The sequence below is a fragment of the Salinivibrio sp. PR6 genome, assembly GCF_001995955.1.
GTDB classification, from domain to species: Bacteria; Pseudomonadota; Gammaproteobacteria; order Enterobacterales; family Vibrionaceae; genus Salinivibrio; species Salinivibrio siamensis.
Map to the genome: position 1 here is coordinate 1 of NZ_MUFA01000009.1, position 20,577 is coordinate 20,577.

Annotated in this window: 16 protein-coding genes; 6 read left to right on the forward strand and 10 right to left on the reverse strand. The window is 48.7% G+C overall.

From position 1 onward, the window contains the following. The 3 genes from BZG72_RS09385 to BZG72_RS09395 form a co-directional block, all read right to left on the reverse strand. Window positions 1-974 (reverse strand): PAS domain S-box protein (locus tag BZG72_RS09385; protein ID WP_131828029.1); only part of this gene is annotated, 974 nt, incomplete at its 3' end. A gap of 192 nt (window positions 975-1,166) precedes the next feature. Next, the gene (locus tag BZG72_RS09390; RefSeq protein WP_077666621.1) at window positions 1,167-2,867 is read right to left on the reverse strand and encodes an FAD-dependent oxidoreductase; all 1,701 of its coding nucleotides are present in this window, start codon (window positions 2,865-2,867) and stop codon (window positions 1,167-1,169) included. A 10-nt stretch (window positions 2,868-2,877) separates the two neighbouring features. After that, window positions 2,878-3,069, reverse strand: coding sequence for a YgaP family membrane protein (locus BZG72_RS09395; RefSeq protein ID WP_069586663.1), 192 nt, complete (start codon window positions 3,067-3,069; stop codon window positions 2,878-2,880). A gap of 243 nt (window positions 3,070-3,312) precedes the next feature. Between BZG72_RS09395 and BZG72_RS09400 the strand changes: the two genes are divergently transcribed. The 4 genes from BZG72_RS09400 (at window position 3,313) to BZG72_RS09415 (ending at window position 8,968) form a co-directional block, all read left to right on the forward strand. Then, window positions 3,313-3,606 carry an ArsR/SmtB family transcription factor gene (locus tag BZG72_RS09400; protein WP_069586674.1) on the forward strand — a complete coding sequence of 98 codons (294 nt, stop codon included), beginning with the start codon at window positions 3,313-3,315 and terminating at the stop codon, window positions 3,604-3,606. Window positions 3,607-3,727: 121 nt separating this feature from the next. Then, window positions 3,728-7,036, forward strand: coding sequence for an efflux RND transporter permease subunit (locus BZG72_RS09405; protein WP_077666622.1), 3,309 nt, complete (start codon window positions 3,728-3,730; stop codon window positions 7,034-7,036). Beyond that, window positions 7,033-8,076: an efflux RND transporter periplasmic adaptor subunit gene (locus BZG72_RS09410; protein WP_077666623.1), complete on the forward strand. Its 1,044-nt coding sequence runs from the start codon at window positions 7,033-7,035 to the stop codon at window positions 8,074-8,076. Before BZG72_RS09405 ends, BZG72_RS09410 begins: the two co-directional genes overlap by 4 nt. Window positions 8,077-8,152: 76 nt before the next feature. Next, on the forward strand, window positions 8,153-8,968 hold the full coding sequence (locus BZG72_RS09415) for a substrate-binding periplasmic protein (RefSeq protein WP_077666624.1): 816 nt from the start codon (window positions 8,153-8,155) through the stop codon (window positions 8,966-8,968). Between the two features lie 55 nt (window positions 8,969-9,023). On the opposite strand, the gene BZG72_RS09420 is transcribed toward BZG72_RS09415, so the two are convergent. The 7 genes from BZG72_RS09420 to BZG72_RS09450 form a co-directional block, all read right to left on the reverse strand. Continuing rightward, window positions 9,024-10,307 (reverse strand): diguanylate cyclase domain-containing protein, encoded by a 1,284-nt coding sequence (locus BZG72_RS09420; RefSeq protein WP_158075459.1) that lies wholly within the window; start codon window positions 10,305-10,307, stop codon window positions 9,024-9,026. 145 nt (window positions 10,308-10,452) lie between these two features. After that, the gene (locus tag BZG72_RS09425) at window positions 10,453-11,184 is read right to left on the reverse strand and encodes a substrate-binding periplasmic protein (protein WP_046075780.1); all 732 of its coding nucleotides are present in this window, start codon (window positions 11,182-11,184) and stop codon (window positions 10,453-10,455) included. Between the two features lie 27 nt (window positions 11,185-11,211). Then, entirely contained in the window at window positions 11,212-12,762 is a 1,551-nt protein-coding gene (locus tag BZG72_RS09430; RefSeq protein ID WP_046075781.1) for a methyl-accepting chemotaxis protein, read from the reverse strand. Window positions 12,763-12,827: 65 nt separating this feature from the next. Next, on the reverse strand, window positions 12,828-13,562 hold the full coding sequence (locus BZG72_RS09435; RefSeq protein WP_046075782.1) for a substrate-binding periplasmic protein: 735 nt from the start codon (window positions 13,560-13,562) through the stop codon (window positions 12,828-12,830). 269 nt (window positions 13,563-13,831) lie between these two features. Continuing rightward, window positions 13,832-15,661 carry a M4 family metallopeptidase gene (locus tag BZG72_RS09440; protein WP_077666626.1) on the reverse strand — a complete coding sequence of 610 codons (1,830 nt, stop codon included), beginning with the start codon at window positions 15,659-15,661 and terminating at the stop codon, window positions 13,832-13,834. Between the two features lie 382 nt (window positions 15,662-16,043). Continuing rightward, on the reverse strand, window positions 16,044-17,081 hold the full coding sequence (locus BZG72_RS16530; RefSeq protein ID WP_274532475.1) for a M23 family metallopeptidase: 1,038 nt from the start codon (window positions 17,079-17,081) through the stop codon (window positions 16,044-16,046). Window positions 17,082-17,324: 243 nt separating this feature from the next. Continuing rightward, entirely contained in the window at window positions 17,325-19,328 is a 2,004-nt protein-coding gene (locus tag BZG72_RS09450) for a hypothetical protein (RefSeq protein ID WP_077666628.1), read from the reverse strand. Between the two features lie 258 nt (window positions 19,329-19,586). Here BZG72_RS09450 and BZG72_RS09455 point away from each other — a divergent pair, with 258 nt between their 5' ends. Together BZG72_RS09455 and BZG72_RS09460 are read left to right on the forward strand one after the other, a co-directional pair. After that, entirely contained in the window at window positions 19,587-20,066 is a 480-nt protein-coding gene (locus tag BZG72_RS09455; RefSeq protein ID WP_077579087.1) for a GNAT family N-acetyltransferase, read from the forward strand. Next, entirely contained in the window at window positions 20,057-20,392 is a 336-nt protein-coding gene (locus tag BZG72_RS09460) for a hypothetical protein (protein WP_046075785.1), read from the forward strand. Before BZG72_RS09455 ends, BZG72_RS09460 begins: the two co-directional genes overlap by 10 nt. Window positions 20,393-20,577 lie beyond the last annotated feature (185 nt).

Below are 20,577 nucleotides of genomic sequence, written 5' to 3' on the forward strand. Positions count from 1 at the left end.
TCATAAAAGGGCTCATAACGAGCTAAATGATTGCGGATATTTTGTATGGTTTGGGGATCAGTATCTTGTCCTTGCAAAACATGCCCAGGCTTTTTCCCTTCCATTTCATTAAGTGTATAGCCTGACATATCTTCGAAGCCGCGATTAACGTATACCACTTCACCTTTCGGATTCGTCACCACAACAGCATTGTCGGTTTCGTTAGCGACCATGGACAGTAATCGCATTTCTTCTCGTCGTTGTACGGCATTAGTGACATCTTTTACAAATGCGGTATAGAGTGTTCTATTATCAAGACGCACCTTGGACAGTGAGAGTTGTCCCCAGAGACGATGGCCGTCTTTGTGTTCAATATCAACTTCTCGACTGGTGCCAACAATTTTGTCTTCGCCAGTTTTGCGATTCTTATCGATATACGCATCATGGTTGGATTGAATTTCTTGAGGTACAAGCATTCTAACGTTCCTGCCATGAACCTCTTCTTTGCTGTAGCCCCACAGCTGCTCGGCTGCTTTGTTGTAAAAAGTAATACAGTTATTTTCATCAATACATACGACTGCATCCAGCGCTTGTTCAAGTGTTTGGGTCATCATCTCTCGCGCGTCTCGTTCAGCGGTCACATCACGAACAAAGGCCGTATAATGAATTTTGCCAGCGACACGTATCTTGGATAACGACAGTTGTACCCAAGTCAATATGCCATCTTTTCGCCTGAGCTGTACTTCCCGAGAACGCCCGACGATACGATCCTCCCCGCCCTCTCTGTGTCGGTTAACATAATTATCATGATCAGCTTGCAGTTCGGTAGGGATCAGCATTGCCACGTTTTTACCTAGTACCTCGTTCGCGGCGTATCCCCATATATCCTCTGCGGCTTGATTAAAAAAGGTGATGTTATTGTGATGATCAATCGTGACAACGGCGATAATGGCTTGCTCAAGTGCTTGTAAGTGAGTGTTAGAGCGACCTAGCATAGTTATCCTCTTGCTCAAAAAAGGAAATGAGACTCATTGGAGTGATGTCGTGACATCATGCACGATTTAATGACTAAAAGCCTTACAACTAATCATGACAATAGTTAAGGTATAAACGAGGTAGGGCAGATTTTCCAATAAACAAAAGCACGAGCGGGTGCTCGTGCTTTTTGACAGGGAGTATCTGAATGGTTAGGCGGTGGCGAATTTGTAGGTGCGATAGCCACCAATCAAGTTGCGGGCTTTAAAGCCATTGTTGACTAACTGGCGGTAGGCGACGTTGCCGCGCAGGCCGACCTGACAGTAAATCAAAATTTCTTTGTCTTTGGGTAGCTCATCGATGCGTCCGCGCAGCTCGTCGACCGGAATATGCACATCGCCTTCAATGTACTGGCCGTTTTCGCGCTCTGGGGCATTGCGCACATCCAGCAGTACTTGATCATCACGCAGTGCACCTAACTCGTGGTAATGAATCGCTTTAGCGTCACCCTTAATCAGGTTTGTCGCTACAAACGCCGCTTGATTAATCACATCTTTAGCACTGCCATACGGCGGCGCATAGGTGAGTTCTAGATGTTGGAGCTGCTCAACGGTCATGCCAGCACGTTGTGCTACGGCCATGACATCAATGCGCTTATCAATGCCATCTTTACCCACCGCTTGTGCGCCTAAAATCGCGCCGGTATCCGGGGCAAACAGCAGCTTAAATGAGACGATTTCCGCGCCAGGATAATAACCGGCATGACTGGCGGCGTGGACATAGACCTTTTGGTAGTCTATGTCAGCGTGCTTAAGTTGTTTCTCGTTTTGGCCCACTGACGCCACCGCGAGATCGAACACTTTACAGATGGCGGTGCCTTGGGTGCCAAGATAATGCTCAGTGCTTCCTAGCATGTTGTCAGCGGCCATCCGCCCTTGACGGTTCGCCGGACCTGCCAGTGGTACTAACGTCGGTTTATGGGTCACAAAGTCGATTTCTTCGACTGCATCGCCGACCGCGTAAATATCGGGATCTTGGGTCTGCAGAGTGCTGTTGACCACAATGCCGCCTTTTTCACCAATGGCAAGGCCCGCTTGTTGCGCCAGCGTGACTTCAGGCTTAACGCCAACCGCCATGATCAACAATTCAGTATGCAGCGTGTCATCATTATTTAGCGTGAGGTTCAGTGAACCTTCTAAGTGTTGCGGCTCACTGGGCTCGCCGGCATCATCACTGGCGACATGCGTGGTGGGAATAAACTCGGCGGACTCCAGCGCTGTGCCTAGGCGTAAATCCACTCCTTGATCGCGAATGGTTTGATGAACAAATCCCGCCATTTCTCGGTCAACCGGCGTCATTACCTGCTCGGCCATCTCCAATAGGGTGGTTTTAATCCCGCGTTGATGCAGCGCTTCCATCATCTCAAGGCCAATAAATCCTCCGCCAACGACAGTCGCATGGCTGGGGTTATTCATATCAATGGTATGCAAAATCGCATCCATGTCTGGAATATTGCGGAGCGAGTGGGTCAGCGGGTTATCTAAGCCAGGAATGGGTGGCATGATGGGGGCCGCACCTGGGCTTAACAACAACTTGTCGTAGCTTTCTTGATAATTGCTACCATCGGCACGGGTGACGGTAACGGTTTTGGCCTCGCGATTAATCGCAGTGACTGTGCTGTTGATGCGCACATCCACATTAAAGCGGGCGCGAAAACTATCTGGGGTTTGCAGCAAGAGTTTACTGCGATCGGTAATATCTCCGCCGATATGATAAGGCAAACCACAATTAGCGAACGAGACGTACGGGCCACGTTCGAACATGATAATTTCGGCTTCTTCACTTAAGCGACGGGCGCGAGCGGCGGCAGAGGCGCCACCAGCGACGCCGCCAATAATTACGATTTTGGTCATTATGACTCCATCAAGCGTTGCTTAGTCCAAGTTTTTTCAGGAAAAAGGCAGCCGGACAAATCCCTGTAAACGCACTTTGGATCAGGTTTACGCCAATGAAGACGGTTAGCCAAATAAATTGGCTGTGAACTGTGAGGGTAAGCACGACAGAAAGTAGCACCATCATGCCAGCGATTACACGTACGCCATTATCAATTGTCATAGCAAGACTCCTTTGCATCCTCTATACGATTCCCCGACAGACCGAACCGCTTTGGCTCGAACGCCTTCAGTGTTTGTCGACACAGGGATCACTCTAGAAGTTATATTTAGAAAAGTCTAATTATATTTAAACTAAATTAGAATTGACTAAATAAAATGGCGCGCTAAGCTATGAGTATTGGCGAGAGAGGAGTAGGCGATGGCAGAGTCAAGCATGCCGTTTGAGACAGAAAGCATACCTGACATGGACATTGTTGCCATGCGTGAGCAAGCGTCTTTGGTGGCGACCATGTTGAAAGTGATGGCCCATCCTGAGCGATTAATTGTGCTGTGCCAGCTTTTGGCCGGAGAGCGGTCCGTGGGGCAATTGCTGCAAGGGTCGTCGCTCAGTCAGTCGGCGTTTTCCCAGCACCTTAGCGTGTTAAAGCGGCATCAACTGGTCAAGGTACGTAAGTCATCCCAGCAGGTGTTTTATCAGCTCAATGACCCCCACGTCGCGGCGATTATCGCCACCTTGCAGCGGCTCTATTGTGCCTGATGTGTCTGAATCTGAGAGATCAGCATACATTCATTGCCCGTCGATGCGCTAAGTTAATTAATATTCAGCGTTTTTACCTATCGTTTCCTTGTCGTTACTGACATCAGCCAAAGGATCGAATATGCGAGATGCCCAGCCACAAGGTCAGCTGATCACCCGAGTAATGAATAGCTTCTTCCCGCCCATCCTCATCGTGCTTGCACTGCTGGTCGGGGCGGCGGCGCTGTGGCTTACACCCAAAGAAGAAGATCCGCAAATCGTGGTACCAATGGCAGATGTGGTGGTACAAGCGCCTGGTTTGAGTGCGCCACAAGTGGCAAAGCAGGTGACGCAGCCGCTCGAGAAAAAAGTCAGTCAAATTGATGGGGTGGAGTATGTGTATTCCACCACCCAAGCAGGCTCCGCGTTGGTCACGGTGCGCTTTTACGTGGGTGAAGATCGCGAGTCTGCCTTGTTGAAACTTTATAACAAGCTGTACGCCAACCAAGATGCGATCCCAGCTGCTGTGAGCGAATGGGCAATCAAGCCGGTGGAAATTGATGATGTGCCGATTGTGATTGCGGCACTGAGTAGCGACAAACCGGACCAGCTCGACCATTATGCGCTGCGCCGTATTGCCGAGCAGGCCACCTTGGATCTCAAAGCCCTTCCCGAAACCAATGCGGTGAAGGTAGTGGGCGGGGTGCCGCGGCAGGTATTGGTCACGCTCGATCCTGCGGCTATGGCTAGCTATCAAATCAGCGTGTCTGATCTGACTAATGCCTTTTCGCTAAGCCATCAAAAGCGTGATGTCGGGGATATTCAGCATCAGGGTGAGCGCTATGTATTAAAAACCGGCCAGTGGTATCAAAGCCTTGAGGAGATACGCCATTTAGTGGTGGCGGTGGTTAATGGCAAACCTGTGTACCTGCAGGATGTAGCCGAATTATCCGACGGCGCGCAAGAGTCCACCACAGATACCTGGATCCAATCGACCGATGATAGCCAGCCGCATCCAGCAGTGTTTCTCTCGGTGGCCAAGCAAAAAGGTTCGAACGCGGTGAGCGTGGCCGAGGATATCACCGCCACGCTCAATCATCTGGTCGCCACACAATTTCCCGAGGGCGTGAGCGTTGAGATTATTCGCAATTACGGTCAAACCGCCGATGCCAAAGTAAAAAACTTGGTGTCCAGCCTCGGTATTGCGGTGCTCACCGTGGTGGTCTTTGTTGGCTTGTTCTTAAACTGGCGAAGTGCCTTAGTGGTAGCGATTGCGATCCCAATCAGTTATGGCGCGGCATTAGGGCTGGATTTAGCCTTTGGCTATTCGATTAACCGCGTCACCTTGTTTGCGTTAATTTTGGCGCTGGGACTGATTGTTGATGATCCGATTGCCAGTATCGACAACATTGAACGGCACCTGACTCATGATAATAAGCCCCGTGGACGCACGATTGTGCTGGCGATGTTGGAAATCAAACGCGCATTGATCATGTCGACCGTGGCGATTGTGATTGTATTTACCCCGATGTTTTTTATCACCGGCATGATGGGGCCGTATATGGCGCCCCTTGCATTCAATGTGCCGGTCAGTGTGGTGATCAGTACCTTGGTGGCGTTTTTAGTCACACCTTGGCTTGCCAAAAAAATTGTCCGCGCTTCCAATAAAGGTGATGACTATCGCATAGAGACCACGCCGCTGTACCGTGGCTACCGACGCGTGTTGCTGCCATTGCTCGAGAGTAATCGTCGCGCCAAAGCGTTTTTATGGCTAGTGGGCGTGTTGTTCGTCATCGCCGCCTTGCTGCCTGCTTTGCGCCTCGTGCCACTCAAACTCTTGCCGTATGACAATAAAAACGAGTTTCAGGTGGTACTGGATTTGCCGGAAACCGACAATCATGTTGATACCTCCAACGTGCTGCGAGAAATGAACCGTTATCTACAAACGCAAGCCGAGGTGGTGTCGGTATCCGGCTTTGCCGGGCTCGCCTCACCGATGGATTTTAATGGCATGGTGCGACATTACTTTACTCGCCATGCGCCTTACCAAGGTGAGCTGCGGGTGGTGCTGGTGGATAAGCACCGGCGCACGTTGCAATCGCACGGCTTGGTTACGCGCATGCGTGATGAATTAGAAGCCATCGCAGCAAAATATGATGCCGAAGTGCAATTAGTGGAAATGCCGCCGGGGCCGCCGGTGCTGGCAACCATTGTCGCGGAAGTGTATGGCTCACCAAGCACGCCTTATTCAACCCTGCAAGCGCAAGCGACGCAGGTGGCCGAGCGATTAAAGCGTGAAGCCTTGGTGTCAGAAGTGAGTACCAGTATTCAAGGGCCTCTATCGAGCTGGCAGTTTGTGGTGGACCAAGAAAAAGCCGCCTTGTCGGGTATTGCCGTGGCCGATATTAACCAAGCGCTCAGGGCCGCAAACCAAGGGGTCACGCTGGCCCATTTAGCGGATGCCGATGAAATGGATCCCTTGCCCGTGAGGCTGCAGCTTGCGCCAGATGCGCGCGATCAACTTGATGCGCTGCTTGCACTGCATGTACGCGGTCGGGCTGGGGTAGCTAAACAATCTGTTCAAGGTGCCTTGGTGGATGCGCCGCAGCCGCTGGTCGCCTTGAGTGAGCTCGGTCATTTTACGCGGCAACCGGTTGATCAGCCTATCTATCACAAGAATTTACGCCCCGTCGTGTATGTGTACGCCGAACCCACTGGACGCGTGCCGGGTGAAGTAGTCGCCGATGTGATGGCCGACTTTAATCAACCTGAATCGGATAGTGCTCGCTCGCTATCAGCGCGTAGTTATCTGGATAATGGCGCGGGTGATGGCTGGCAAGTTGATGAGGGTATCGAGGTGGTATGGAGTGGCGAAGGAGAGTGGAAGATCACCATTGATGTCTTCCGCGATCTGGGGATTGCCTATGGCGCAGCACTGCTGGGCGTCTTTATTGTGATGCTGATACAAACTGGGCTACCGGCGGTATCGGGCATTATTATGCTCGCGATCCCGCTGACCGTGATTGGCATCATGCCGGGTTTTTGGTTGCTCAATGGCTTAAGCGGTGAGATCAACGACTACCCAAATCCGGCGCTATTCACCGCCACCGCGATGATTGGCATGATTGCATTGGCAGGGATTGTGGTGCGTAACTCACTGGTGTTAATTGAATTTATTCAACAGTCACTTGCACAAGGCATGGCGCTGAGTGAAGCCCTAGTACAAGCGGGCGCAGTGCGAATGCGGCCTATTTTGCTCACCGCCGGCACCACCTTATTGGGGAATGTGATTATCACCCTCGACCCTATTTTCAATGGCTTAGCGTGGGCAATTATTTTCGGCATTGCCGCGTCTACCGTGTTTACCTTGCTGGTTGTGCCTGTGGTGTACAACCTTGCGTATCAACATCACCCGACCCATGGCTTATCAGTAGAAGGAGAGGATGCATGAAGGCAAAAAAAGGCTTACTCGCACTGGTGCTAGGCACTGGGTTATTGGTGTTATTTTTAGCGATGGCTGGCGCCTTTACCGAGAAAGTGGCGTCAGAATCGCCCCCCAAACCTGTCGCAAGCGATATGAAAACGCTAACACTGGAAGCGGTCGAACAGCCGCAAACGCGTACCTTCTCGGGTAAGCTAGTGGCACGACAAAACGCCACGCTGGCAGCGCGGATGACGGCCACCGTCGCGGAAGTGTTGGTTGATGTCGGTGACCGCGTTGAGCAAGGCGATGTATTACTGCGTTTAGATAATGCCGACCTCAGTGCCAAAGTTCGCCAAGTGCAACAAGCCTTGGCCTCGTCGCAATCGCAACTGAATACCGCGCGCAGTGACTACCGCCGAATGGAGACCTTGTTGGCGAAAAAGCTGGTGCCTCAATCTCAGTTTGATGAAGCGGAAAATCGCTTAAAAACGGCGCAGTCTGATTATCGCCGCGCCCTTGCTGCGGTGGACGAGGCAGAAACCCAATTTGGTTTTAGTCTGGTGCGAGCGCCTTTCTCGGGCGTGATCACGGAAAAGATCATCAACCAAGGTGATACGGCAACACCGGGCGCGGCGATGTTATCGCTGTATAACCCTGCCAGTATTGAAGCGATGGTGAATATGGCTGAGTCTGTTTTGCCTTTTGTAACGATTGGCCAATCGTTAACGGTTGAATTGCCCACCTATGATAAAACGCTGACAGGTATGGTGCGCACGATGACGCCCGCCGCCGATACGAGCTCACGTAGTTATCGTGTCGTGGTGACACTGCCTCATTCGGATCCTAACGATAGCTTGCTGCCAGGCATGTTTGCAAAAGTGACCGTGTCACAAAAGTCCGAACCTGTGCTTTACTTACCGAGCAATGCGTATTATCAAATTGGACAACTTAACTATGTGAAGGTGCTCGATGTGGGTGAGGTGAGAACACGGCTTGTATCGCTCACACAGCAAGGACGCGTACGTAAGGGGTTAAAGCCTGGCGAGGTGGTTATATTGAATCCGTAAAAAATGCAGTGATTCAGGTCGCATTATGGAGAATATCGTCAATACTTAAGGTGAGTTTTCCTAAAAGGAGTTCACTATGAAAATAGCGACACTTTCTGCAACCGCAATCGCCGCGACAGCACTCACTGGTTCCCTACTATCTGGGCCAGCGCTCGCTTTAGAGACATCATCACTCAAAGCCTGTGGAGACGGTGCTGGTTGGCCACCATATACCTTTGAAAAAGGCGGACAAGTGCAAGGGTATGATGTTGACGTCCTTGACGCGATATTCGGCAAAGAAGGGGTTGATGTTTCGGTCGAAATGCCTCCTTGGAAACGTTGTGTACTGCAAACGAAGGCCGGCAACTATGATATCGCCCTCAGTGCTTCGTACAGTGAAGAACGAGATAAAAATTATCTTCTTACTGATTATTACTATACGTTACAGCCTAGCTATATTTATTCGACAAGCCAACATCCTAATGGCTTGAATATAAACTCAGTGGACGATTTAAACGGCCTAAGAATGTGTGGCTTACTTGGCTATAATTATACCGGTTTTGGTGTTGACGACAGTAAAGTCAGAAAATCAGCAAAAAGTTTCGAACAGCTCGTGCAAAAAACGGAAGCAGGACGCTGTGATGTCTTCTTGGCGCGTTACGAAATATTGGCGGGATTTAAAGTTTCCCAAGGGACTGATTATCTCGCCGGTGGTATGAAAGCTGAGCCTATTCCGGGCAACAGTGGGGATAAGTTCCACATGATGATCTCGCGTGAGCATCCAGAAGCCATGGAAATAAAAGCCACGCTGGATGCCGGGTTTGAGTCAATGCGTAACGCCGGTGAATTACAGTCTATTCTCGATACTTANGATAAATATTGTAGTAGAAAGACCAACAGACAGTCGTTTTAATAGTTGGGTGTAAACCCAGTCTATAGCATGAAAAAATGGTTGTGCTCTCTTTCGATCAACCGATGGCGTTAATGGATAGTCCGGATGTGTTTTTCTCTGATTTTGCTTTGTACATATCTTGATCTGCCGAGGCCATCAGTTCATCTAAATCACGAGGGGACCGATGGTTAAAGAGGGCACAGCCAATACTGAGCGATGGGTAGATATGATAGCGCTGCCATCGACATGCGGAGGCCTCGACCGTTTCTTTTAGGCTTTTTAGCACTTTGTTGACATCGCTAGGGTGTACATCTCGCAATACAACAATAAACTCGTCACCGCCCATTCTTGCGACCAAGTCTGATGAGCGGGTGCTTTGGTTTAGCGCTGAGGCTACATGGCTAAGCAATGCATCGCCAGCTTCATGACCGTATGCGTCGTTAACCTTCTTAAAATCATTTAAGTCGATATTGAGCAGCGCAAAGGACTCTTTTTTCTCTTGTGTGAGTGAATCAAGTTTTTCGATCGCGAACCGCCGGTTAGGAAGTTGGGTTAACTCGTCGACGAGTGCTTGTTTTTTCGCGATAAGAAAACTGCGATAGAAAAGTAATATCAGGCCATAAATAACGATAAAAATGCCTGCGCTGATCACGTAAATCATGATACCTAGGCGCACGATTTCGGGCGAGCGTTTCAGTGTGTATTCGACGGCGAGTGACCATTCGCCGCTAGGTAGAGAAATCGGGACCGTAAAGTCGGCATTGACAACTGTCGATTGGGAGCCATAAAAATAAGCCAGTGTGTCACTGTTTTTGATGGCTACATTGGCGCCACTGAGATCGTATAATCCGACTTCACCGAGCATCTTGATATGATCAATGACAACACTGACTCCTCCCCAATAGTCCGACGTATCTGTCGGGGAGGAGAAAATAGGAAATCGTGCAATGATCGCTTGGCCACCTTGAACGAGGTTAACGGGCCCAGCGATGTAAACGTCGCCAAGATTTCGCGCTTTTAATACCGCACGGTACTGGTCTGGACGAGAGCGAAAGTCTAATCCGATTGCAGCTTGGTTCCCTTCGAGAGGATACACATGACTGATAATATTATCGGGCGCTAAACCCACATTGCGGACATAATCTGCCTTGTCTAGGAGTTTTTGCGCCACACTGTCCCAATTGGCCATGGCGAATTCCGGATCAATGGTGACCACGGTCGCCAAGCTATCAGCGACATAGGTATCATGATATATCGCCGCCTCAATCCGGGACCGTATCAAGGAGGCTTTACGATTAATGTCCTCTTGCTCTTCTTGGATGACTCGGTTGACGATAGTGTCGCCAATGAGAGCTGTCACGCCTACTGCTGTAACCAAGTACGCGAGCGTAAAAAGGATAAACCAAGTTTTAAGGCGGCGAGGTAAAACCATATTGCTCCAAGCTAAAAAAGGGGAAAAGAAACATTCTCTCCCCCTTAAGCGTACTCAATTTTTTTATATGCGATCAGTTTATGCCATATTTTTTCAGGATTTTTTCAAACGTGCCATCTGCTTTTATCGTATTAAGCCCTTTGTTGTAGGCATTGATAAACATCTGGCTATCGGGGTTGGCTTTGCCACTCGTGACATGTAAAGGGTTAGTTGAGAGCGCCTGGTCAGTAAAGGCAAACTGGTTACTATCAAGCCCCTCCTCTTGCATCACTGATTGGGCGACGACCTTGTCTTCCAAAGTCAGGTCAATACGGTCAGCGAGCAGCTTTTTCAAATTGGTTGCTAAGTTATTGGCAGCGGGTTTATCAAAATGCGTCGCCTCCAAAAACGCATCACCATAGCCGTAATCGCGCACAATCCCAACCACTTTTCCCTGTAAGTCATTCAAACTCGAGAACTGAAAAACGTCATCTGCGCGTTTAATAAACGTTAGCTGATTGCTCATATAAGGGTTGCTGTAACGCAGGAACTCAGTGCGTGCTTCAGTGTGCCAAGTGGCGGGAAGCAAGTCGATATTCCCTTTGCTGACAGCATCGAGGGCGCGAGCCCATGGCATGTTTTTAAACTCGACTTCATAGCCTTGGGTGGCCATCGCAGCTTTGACAAGCTCGACAGAAATCCCCGGCCGATCGGGATCTGTAGTCACAAAGGGTGGCCACGGATCCTGAGCCGCTGTCAGCGTTCTTGCCATCGCACTAGGCACCAGTAATAGTATTGCCAAGCTAACGGTAAACAGCTTTTTCATGTTCTCTCCTTGTTATTATTCCTTTGATTACGTTTTAAATTTCCCCATTTGTGCTTTGATGTCTTCACTTAGAGTGAGCACTTTGTCGGTGCGTGCTGCGTTTTCTTGTGCACCTTCAGTCACGTAATTGGTTGCTTCTGAGGCTTCATTGATTGCTTGACTCACTTCATCAATGGCTTGACGTTGCTCGTCAGTGGCTTGCGAGATTTGTCCACTACGCTCGGAAATATCCGTGATGGTCTCGCGTACCTGACTGACAGACTCTTGCGACTCAGAGACACGACCGGCGGTGTTTTCTAAGATACTACCAATGCGTTTTATCTCTTTTTCTACCGACTCAGTCGCTTCACTCAACGACTTGATGTTGGATTGAATTTGCTCGGTGGACTCACTGGTTTTGACTGAAAGACTACGTACTTCGTCAGCCACCACCGCAAAGCCTCGGCCTTGTTCACCCGCACGCGCCGCCTCAATCGCAGCGTTCAGCGCCAAGAGGTTGGTTTGTTCAGAGATATCATTGATGACGTTCACGACATCTGAAATTTTCTCGCCTTCCTCAAGCAGTTTATGCATTTCAGCATTCACGTTCTCCATCTCTGAACGCATATTGATGATTTCAGAGGCTGAACTCTCAATGGTGCCGTACACTTGGTTAACCAGATCAGTGGCCCCCGCTGCACGTGTGGCGGCATCGTTCGCCGTATCCGCAACGGTGGCAATGGATTGATTCATCTGCGTGGCGGCGGCAGCAACGGTAGAGAGGCTTTGTTTCTGTTGCTCCAAGCGTTCCGCATTCGTGCGCGCCATTTGCCCACTCTCTGCCGAAACTTCAGCGAGATTGATAGAAGCTTGGGTCACTTCATTGACGATTTCACGTAACGAAGCGGTGAAGTGGTTAATATGCTCGGTGATCTGGGCGAATTCTTTGTATTTCGGTGCTGGTATAACGGTAGAGAGATCGCCATCACCACTGGCGAGTTCTCGGACGCGCCCAGTTAAATCGTTGAGCGGTTTAACGACGGTGGCAGTTAAGGCCAAAATTAAGAATACGATGATCACAAGATCGAGCACTAGCAGCTCAATGAGGCTTCGAGTGAGGGTCTCGGATAACTCCGCCTCTAGCCTGTCGGTATTGTAGAATACCTGAAGTGTCCCCACTTTGTTGGTTTCACCATACTCGGTAAATGAAAGCTCACTTTCTTCGTTGGGCATGGACTCGTACATCGATTTTTCGCCGTCGCCAATGTCTTTCGGCTGGCGTTGCCCCTCGTCATTGGGTGGCCCGAGGCGCAGAAAGACGATGGCAGACCCTTGATTATCCAGTATTCGCACCGCTTTGATATCGGGTGCTTTTAATTCGGCAGAAATCGAGAGTTTGGCCGCTTCCAGGTCGAAGTCCCAAATGGCTTTGGGCAAACTGAGATTCATACGATTGGTGGCATTTTCCACTGTGGTTTCAAGCGCGCTATTCAGTTCCTGTTTGGTATTTTGATAATCAATATAACTTGATATCCCTAATACCACAGAAACAGCAATAACCACTTGAGTGACAAATATTGCTTTTAGACTCTTAAACATAGCGCTACTCTTCCATTTACATTGTCATGCGACCTGACTGCGGCCACTTTCCCCTCGAGTGTTCATTATTCACCCAGGTGTTCTTTCATTATCTGTTCAATATTGATTTTCTTTAGTCCTTGGTTGACGATGTCACGCCATTTTTGCCCTTCGGCATTGTCGGCAAACGCAATGTAGAGTTTTTTATCAACCAAGAGTTTTTTGTTCATTTGTAGATTGGCTTTAACGGCACTGAGAGCAGGGTCATTCTCTTTGAGATAGTCCAGCACATTGGCATCCACGACGGCTAGCGGGATACGTTCACGTCCTACTTTTTGTAAATTTTGTGTGTCACTGGTGACCGCAGACGACTTGAGTGTGCCATTCGCAATGCGCTCATCTAGTTCTGGTGTGTTGACATAGCCACGCACCACACCAATGGTATGTTGAGTAAGATCATCAAGGGTTGACCACTCGATAGGCTTATTGACGTTTTCAACGAACCCGAGCGGGCCTGTGCCTATGGGGTCAGAGAAGATCAGTTCGTCTGTTTCGTAGTGATATTCTGGGAAATAGCCAGCGTACTGCGCATCATTCTTGACCAAATACACAGTGCGCGACCACGGGTAAAATTCGACGTTAAGTTCGTGACCCATGGCTTGTACGGCTGCACGCACAACCGCAACGGATGCGCCCTGATCAGGCAAATTTTTGCCAGAATAAGGCGGCCATTCGAGCGATGGCATGGTGAGAACATCGGCTCGAGCTGGTGTTGCTAGAAGAAGGGCCGAGAAAACGATGGCGAACAGGTGCTTGAGCATAATGCCTCCAATTTATCCATAATTCTCTTAAGCGTAGACGAGATAAAAATAGGTGGGTGCAGTGATCGTTTATTTGTCGAAAAATATGCGTTTTTTATTGTCATAATGTGATGAAAATAAACAATTTTCTGGTCGGTCCAACAGAAGAGAAGACGATGACTAGCCGGAAATACAGGGGGATTTCTGGATTTGTCTATAAACCTGGTCTTTTTTGTCTTTGAGTTAGACAAAAAAGCCGCTGCTTTAAACAGCGGCTTGTTAGTGAGCGATTAATCACGCTCAAGGCTAACGTTAGAGTAGCTACGGTAGCCACGCACCATTACATGGTACTCGGTACCTTCTTGTGCACTGATACGACAGGTCTCATCGTTGCCATAGTCATAAGGACGACAGTCCCAGTTGTTAGTAGTGGGTTTGCTGCCCGCTTTTACATAAAGGTCGGCATCACCCGTGCCACCGCTCATTGCCACATTCACGTTGCGGCTGCTATCAACTGTGAACGTAAAGAAGGTTTCACTGCCGCTGCCACCACTTAAACCGGTAACCGGCTGGTTGGGCTGAAGCACGTTTCCACCGTTATCACCACAACTTGCATCGACGCCTACGGTATTAAATGCATCGATAACGTCTTGCGCATTGTAAGCCAAGTCTTGCGTGGCTTTCACTACGCCGCACGCACCTTGGTCAAATGTGCTGCTGGCGGTCCAGTACAGTTGGTTCGCGGTGGTGAATACTTCGAAGCCTTTGCGAACATTCCAGTTTGCTTTGTTAGCGAGGAGGTAGAAAGCACGGTTATATACGCCGCTTGAATAGTGCACATTCATGCCATCACGGTACTGGCTGGCGTCATCAATGGATTTGCCATCGCGTGAAGGTTGGTCAAAATAGCGCAGACCACCAGTGCCTTTAAAGATGTCGGCACCGACCACCCAATCGACTTCATCATGCATGTAGTATTCTGCAGCTTCACCGGCAATATCAGAAAACGCCTCATTGATCCCGCCCGACATGTCTGCATAGATGAGACCAGAGTTTTGCTCAGTAAAGCCGTGGCTGACCTCGTGGGCACTCACGTTGATATCGACCAGTGGGTAGAACGTTGATTTGCCATCCCCGAATGTCATTGAGCTACCATTCCAGAATGCATTCTCATAGTCGTTGCCGTAGTGGACGCGCATAGTGAGCTGGAAAGTCAGAGGTGCGGTGTTCATCCAATCTTGGTACATGTCAAAAACAACGTTACCGAAATAGTGCGCATCGTTCAGTGCAGAGTAAGCGCCGTTAACATATCTTTCGTCGTTGTAGTTACTGCTATCTGTACACGGGTAGGTGAAGGCAGTGCTGCCTGTGGTACCGTTCTCTAGATCGACCGTTTTCACTTTGTCGTTTTCTAACGTACACGTGGTGCCGGTTTTGTCGATAGGGAAGCCATCATAGTCCGTGCCATAAATATATTGGCCCGTTTTTTCGTTCCCACCAGGGCCTGTTCCAACGGCAGTCGCATGATTAATACCATCCCAGTGCTTCAAGATCTCACCAGTGTCGGCATCAATCATATAAAAAGGACGGCTTGGGTCGTCACCAGCGATAAAGAAATCAACGATGTAGACGAGCTGCGCCTTCTGCTCATCATCCAGCTTGACCACCAAGCGAGTGTTCTCGTTTTCAAATGGGGCAGAGGTAATGGTTTGTTGGTTCTGCGTGAAAGCAGCCTTCGCGGCTTCCAAGGCCGCTTGGCTATTGAGCGCGGGTGAGATAGAGGTGATATCGTTCGCGACACCTTGTGCCATGGTACCGTAGACGTCGCTACGTTGACCTTGTTTTTCTGTCGCGACGACAGCCGTGTCAATAACGGGCACACCTTGATAGGTTTGCTGGTAACGCACTTTGACTTTGCCGTTTGGCAAGGTGACACGCTTCACTTCTTTAAACCCTAGTGGGTTGGCTTGTGAACCTGATGGCGCATAAACACCTGCAGGTTGGTCTAAGACCTGACTTAGCATTGCATCATCAGTGACGTTAATCAGTTCTGCACTCAGTGCCGGTGTGCTAGCGACAACGCTAGAGGCGATAAGCCATGTCAATTTAGAGAGTTTCATTTTATTGCCCTAATTGTTGTTGAAAGATTCCTTTCTTCCCAACTGCACAATAGGAAGACGAACATGTGGGTTCGCATCTTTAACGTGGCCTATCAATAGAATCATTTACAAGCTCGTTACAATTAACAGTGTAAACAATAAATTACGCTATCGGCGTGTTTCAAACGTCAATGAGGTAGAAAACGCATGGTGACTAGTTTATATGACAGTTTTGCTGGTTAATTATTAATTAATGACCATAATTCTTTACAGAATAAATGACTGTTCATTTATGAGATATTTACCGCAATATTGATGAATGATCTTGCCGCCTAAAAAAGAGGTTAAGGTCACAAATTAAGTGACCTCATTGTTATTTGTGGGGCGTGAAGCGGTCAACTTGTTAAGGATTACTGATACGTCGCCACATACAGGTTTTTTCGCCTGTCTGGGTGTTAGTCAGCCAAGTATACTGGCAATTATCATCGTAGCTATAGCGCCCTGTCTGTACTTGAAAGCGACCTAGCTCCGTGTCTTGCAGAGACGTGAAATGACCATCTTTAAGGATTGAGAAGTGCAGGTGCGGACCTGTTGATGAACCGCCTTGGCACAAGGCGACTGTGCGTTGGCTAGCATAGGTACCGATTTTTGTGTTCTTACTGACCCACTGATTGTTGTTCACTTGAATCCCATCCATGTGGTAATAATTGGTTGCCCAACCATTATCGTGCGTGACCCGTAATTGGCAGCGAGATAGCACAGTGACATAGCCGTCATGTGCGGCTGTGACACTGTAGGTTGTCCCGCCCCAGCGAGGCCAATCGTATGAGACGTCGATGGATGAAAGTGGATAGCCTGAACCCGAGTGGGCATGTGGACCATTTGGAACCCAAGCATATCCTTGACGCCACGGCCACTGCATGAACCCAGTGGGTGGTGCAACCTGTGTTTGTAATGAATGTCGTTGTTGACCCAGTGGCTTTTGATCACTAAACCAAGCTTGATAGTGCGCTTTCCATGCTTGCCAATCACTGGGCGTATTAAGTGCGCTGACTAGCACTTGTGTCGCATGATGCGCCATTTGAGTGGTAGGTTTTTGGGACTGGTATAACAGAGAAGATAGAGTTGCCGCCGTTTGTTTAATGTCTTCGAGCAGCTTGAGTTTGCTGATCCGATCGAGGGCGATGTTTTGCGCTAAAGCAGGCTCATTTGTAATCAGCGTTGTAATCACAATACGCGGGTCGATACCAGATGCGCCGCTCCAGTGCATAACAGCTTCACTCACCGGTTGCCAGTGTGGGAGGTGTGATCCGAGAAACGCATTGATATCGAGCGGATACTGCCGTGGTCGAAAAGTCAGGTCTTCTTCCGTGACTAACTGACTATTAATGCCGACATTTTCAAGGCTTGTCACTGGGCGTGTTTGTACGTGATTTGCCATCAATGTATGTGCTTGCGATGAGATTGAAAATGCAATAGCGCAGGCTGTAGCAAGGTGGGATAAACGTATCATGCTATGCTCTCCTTTCATGGTATGAAAAGTAAGCGTGGCACGACATGCCTTACTTTCTAGTCATTATTGTCAGTCTGCGATTGCCTAAAAAGATTGAATGTAATGAAGAAGACACAATGATAGAAAGTGTGATACCGGCCATCCGCTGGCCGGTGATAAACGCGTTGGGTTTTATGGCGTACGGCGTTGACTTGCACTTTGCGATTTCACTGCAGGAACCGGATCTTTCGGCCAGAATAGACTAGAGGGGTGTTGTTTGATTTGTGTCAGTACCGCGGTTCTCACCGACTTAATGTCTAATTCACAGTTACGAGAGCGTAGAGCGACGAATAACGCCAAACCAAAGCTGACCCAAAGGTTAATAAAGCCGATCATTAACACAAAGAATAGGCTGGATAATACTGTCCCCCATGACTGGAAATCACTAATATGTGCGTATGCCGCGTGCGCAGATGAGAACGCCACGTGGCGTATATCTAGGGGGATCTCAATCAGGTAGCCCAAATAACTCGTCATGCCCAATAAGACACCAAAAATAAAGTTACCACCCAGTGCGCCATAATTTTCGTGAATGTAAAAAGCCGCTTTCTCACGGTGTTTAGTGGGGATGACCCGAAACAACCGATGGGCGACTAATCGATCTTTTAGCTCAATATAATCCGCTCGGTTATCTAAAATGCCGGTGATGATGCCAGATAAAAACAGCCACACACCGGCGATGCCAGCATAGAGCCAAGCCAAACCACTAAGTGGATGAATGGCTGCTTTTTGATAAGCCGCTTGTTCGCTACTCAGTAATGGGCTGTGATAAAAGTGGCTAAAAAGCAGGCTTACTAAGATGCTCACAGTGATGGCTGCAGTAATGTTTCCCCACACTGCAAACCATTGAGAGCGGTTTACATTTATTAACAGGCGCGCGAGTTTTTTACTGCGTGTCCGTCCTTGTTTGTTTTTCTCTACGTGCGCAGCAAAGTTTGCTGCAGTCATCGCGGGCTGCTTGGTGGCAATGGTAAAGTGCAAAATGTGTACGAGCATAAAGCCGACGCCATAGTTTAGGCTCACCAGTAGGGCGTTATTGAGAGGGGCGAGTTGCAGGCTCTCAATATACATTTTTACCCACGCTAGTAGCGAAATAATCACCCCAGCACCACAGGCTCCGCGCAGGATTTTAAAATAATCCTTTTTGGTCTTGGCAATGTAGTGCTCGCCGTGGTTACTTTTGTTTTGGGTGACACTTTGCGCAAAGGTGCGAGTACTTTTGCGGTAAATGGCTCGCACACTATTGCGCTCGGTCACTGAGGTCAGTAGTTGGCGCCATAGGTTAAGCACACAACGCGCTTTTTGGTGAGGATGGCGAAAATCTAAGATTTGAATCAGCAGTACCATGCGGTTCAACGTTTGATCAAGGCGCTCGAGCATATGCGAAGCGTGTGCGGAGAAACCCATTTGGCTGATGCCGCGTGCGCGGATCCGTTTTACCTGTTGTTGGCATTGTTCAATCATTACCCAAAAATGGGCTGTGTCTTGGCCAGATATGTCGTTGGCCTTGATAGCCGCGACCAAGTGGCTGGTTTCACGTTGAAGCGCAATGAACGGTGAGTCGATTTCACTCAAACGGCGGTCTATGCGAAGTAGCTCAGGGTCTAGCTCTTCTGCCGCAATCCAGATAGATAGCATTTCTAGCGAATAACAAAGCTCGCTTTTGATATAAGCGCCTGTTGTGCGAATAGCCTCTGTAGGGGCGTTTTTCACCAACAGACAATAAAGCTTAAACCAACATTTATGGGAAATGGTTTTAACCCACGCTTTGTCTTCACCACCGACAAAGTAACTGAGCAAGTCATTGATATCGTTGCAGCGTTTTGGCGGCGGATTGACTTTATTGTAAAGGCGGCGAAAAATTTCGGTGACGAGCCCGTTTTTAGAAAAGATCCCCAATTGCACAAATGCGGGTGACAGTTTTATTTTCTTTGCCTCATTGCACACGCTGTTGGCGAATAATGCTGCTTGAGAAGGGGAGTTGGCTAAGGCTAAGACAAGTTGTTCAAGACGCAGCTCTGCCAGCTCGGGTTCACCTTCACGAAGATAGGTAAAAAATATATCAAGGCGCTCTGTGTCGCTGGCACAGAGTGAGAAACCGTCTATCACTTTAAAGGCCGGTGTAATTGCAGGCATATATCAATTTTCTTATCAGTAGATAGTCAACGCGCGCGTAGTCTACAAGAGGGAGTGAATAGGGGGAAGTAAAAGTGTGTTTAGATCACATCTGCAATGCTCTGACTTGGAGGTGGCAAGCATGAATTTTATCTCTATCCTTGTTCGTTTAATAAAAAAAAGCTTTTTTATTAATATCTTGGATAAGATGGTATAAATGCACCATCACGAGTCGATGCTATCGGCTGAGCCAACTGAAGAGGCCTTTAAGGGGGAGCCATGATCAGAGAAATTACCCGACCTGACTTTGCGTCGTTTTGGCCAACATTCTCAGCCATTATTAAGGCAGAAGAAACCTATGCGTTGGATCCTGACATGACGCAGCAAGAGGCTTTTTCGCTTTGGTGTGAATCAACACTGGAAGCCTATGCATTGGTAGAAAATGATGTAGTTTTGGGTATTTACTACCTCAAATCTAATGGAATGGGCCCAAGTCGCCATATCTGTAATTGTGGTTATATGGTGGCCAACGAGGCGAGAGGAAGAGGCATCGCACGCCTTTTATGTGAGCATTCACAGGAGAGGGCGATCGCGTTTGGGTTTCAAGCCATGCAGTTTAATAGTGTGGTCTCGACCAACGAGGTGGCGGTAACGCTTTGGCAGAAACTCGGCTTTTCGATTGTTGGTACCATCCCTCGAGCGTACAAGCATTCGCAATTGGGGTTGGTTGACAGTTATGTGATGTACAAATGGTTATAGCATCGCTCAGTATCAGAAAGGTGAAAGCGCTCTCAGTCATTTTACTGGTCACCCAACTCGTGCTGATTGGCTTTTCTTACTACTACCGGGGCATGGCGAGTGGTGAGCTACAAAATATATCGACAGCGGCAGGTAATCATCTTGATGAGTACCTGTTTCGCTTGCAGCACTATGATCGCTTGGAGGCCCTTCTTGGTTACGCTGCGGCGGGTGTTTGGTTATTAACAGTTACTATCTTGAATGTCGGAAAAGCGACAAAGCTCGTGTGGGCACAAGTATCGATTGTTGTCCCTATGGTGATCAGCTTTTTACTGAGTTTTTTCTAGCGCCACTGAGCCGGATAGGAATAGTCTCTCCCTTCGGTTGTGGCAAGCATAGTCGCGTTAATTAGGCACGCTCCGATCAGCCTACAATAACCACTATGGACTGGAATCAGCAGACTTGTATGATGAACCCTCATCAATGACAATGATAGCCATTCTCATTAATTCTCGTTTATAAGATATGACGC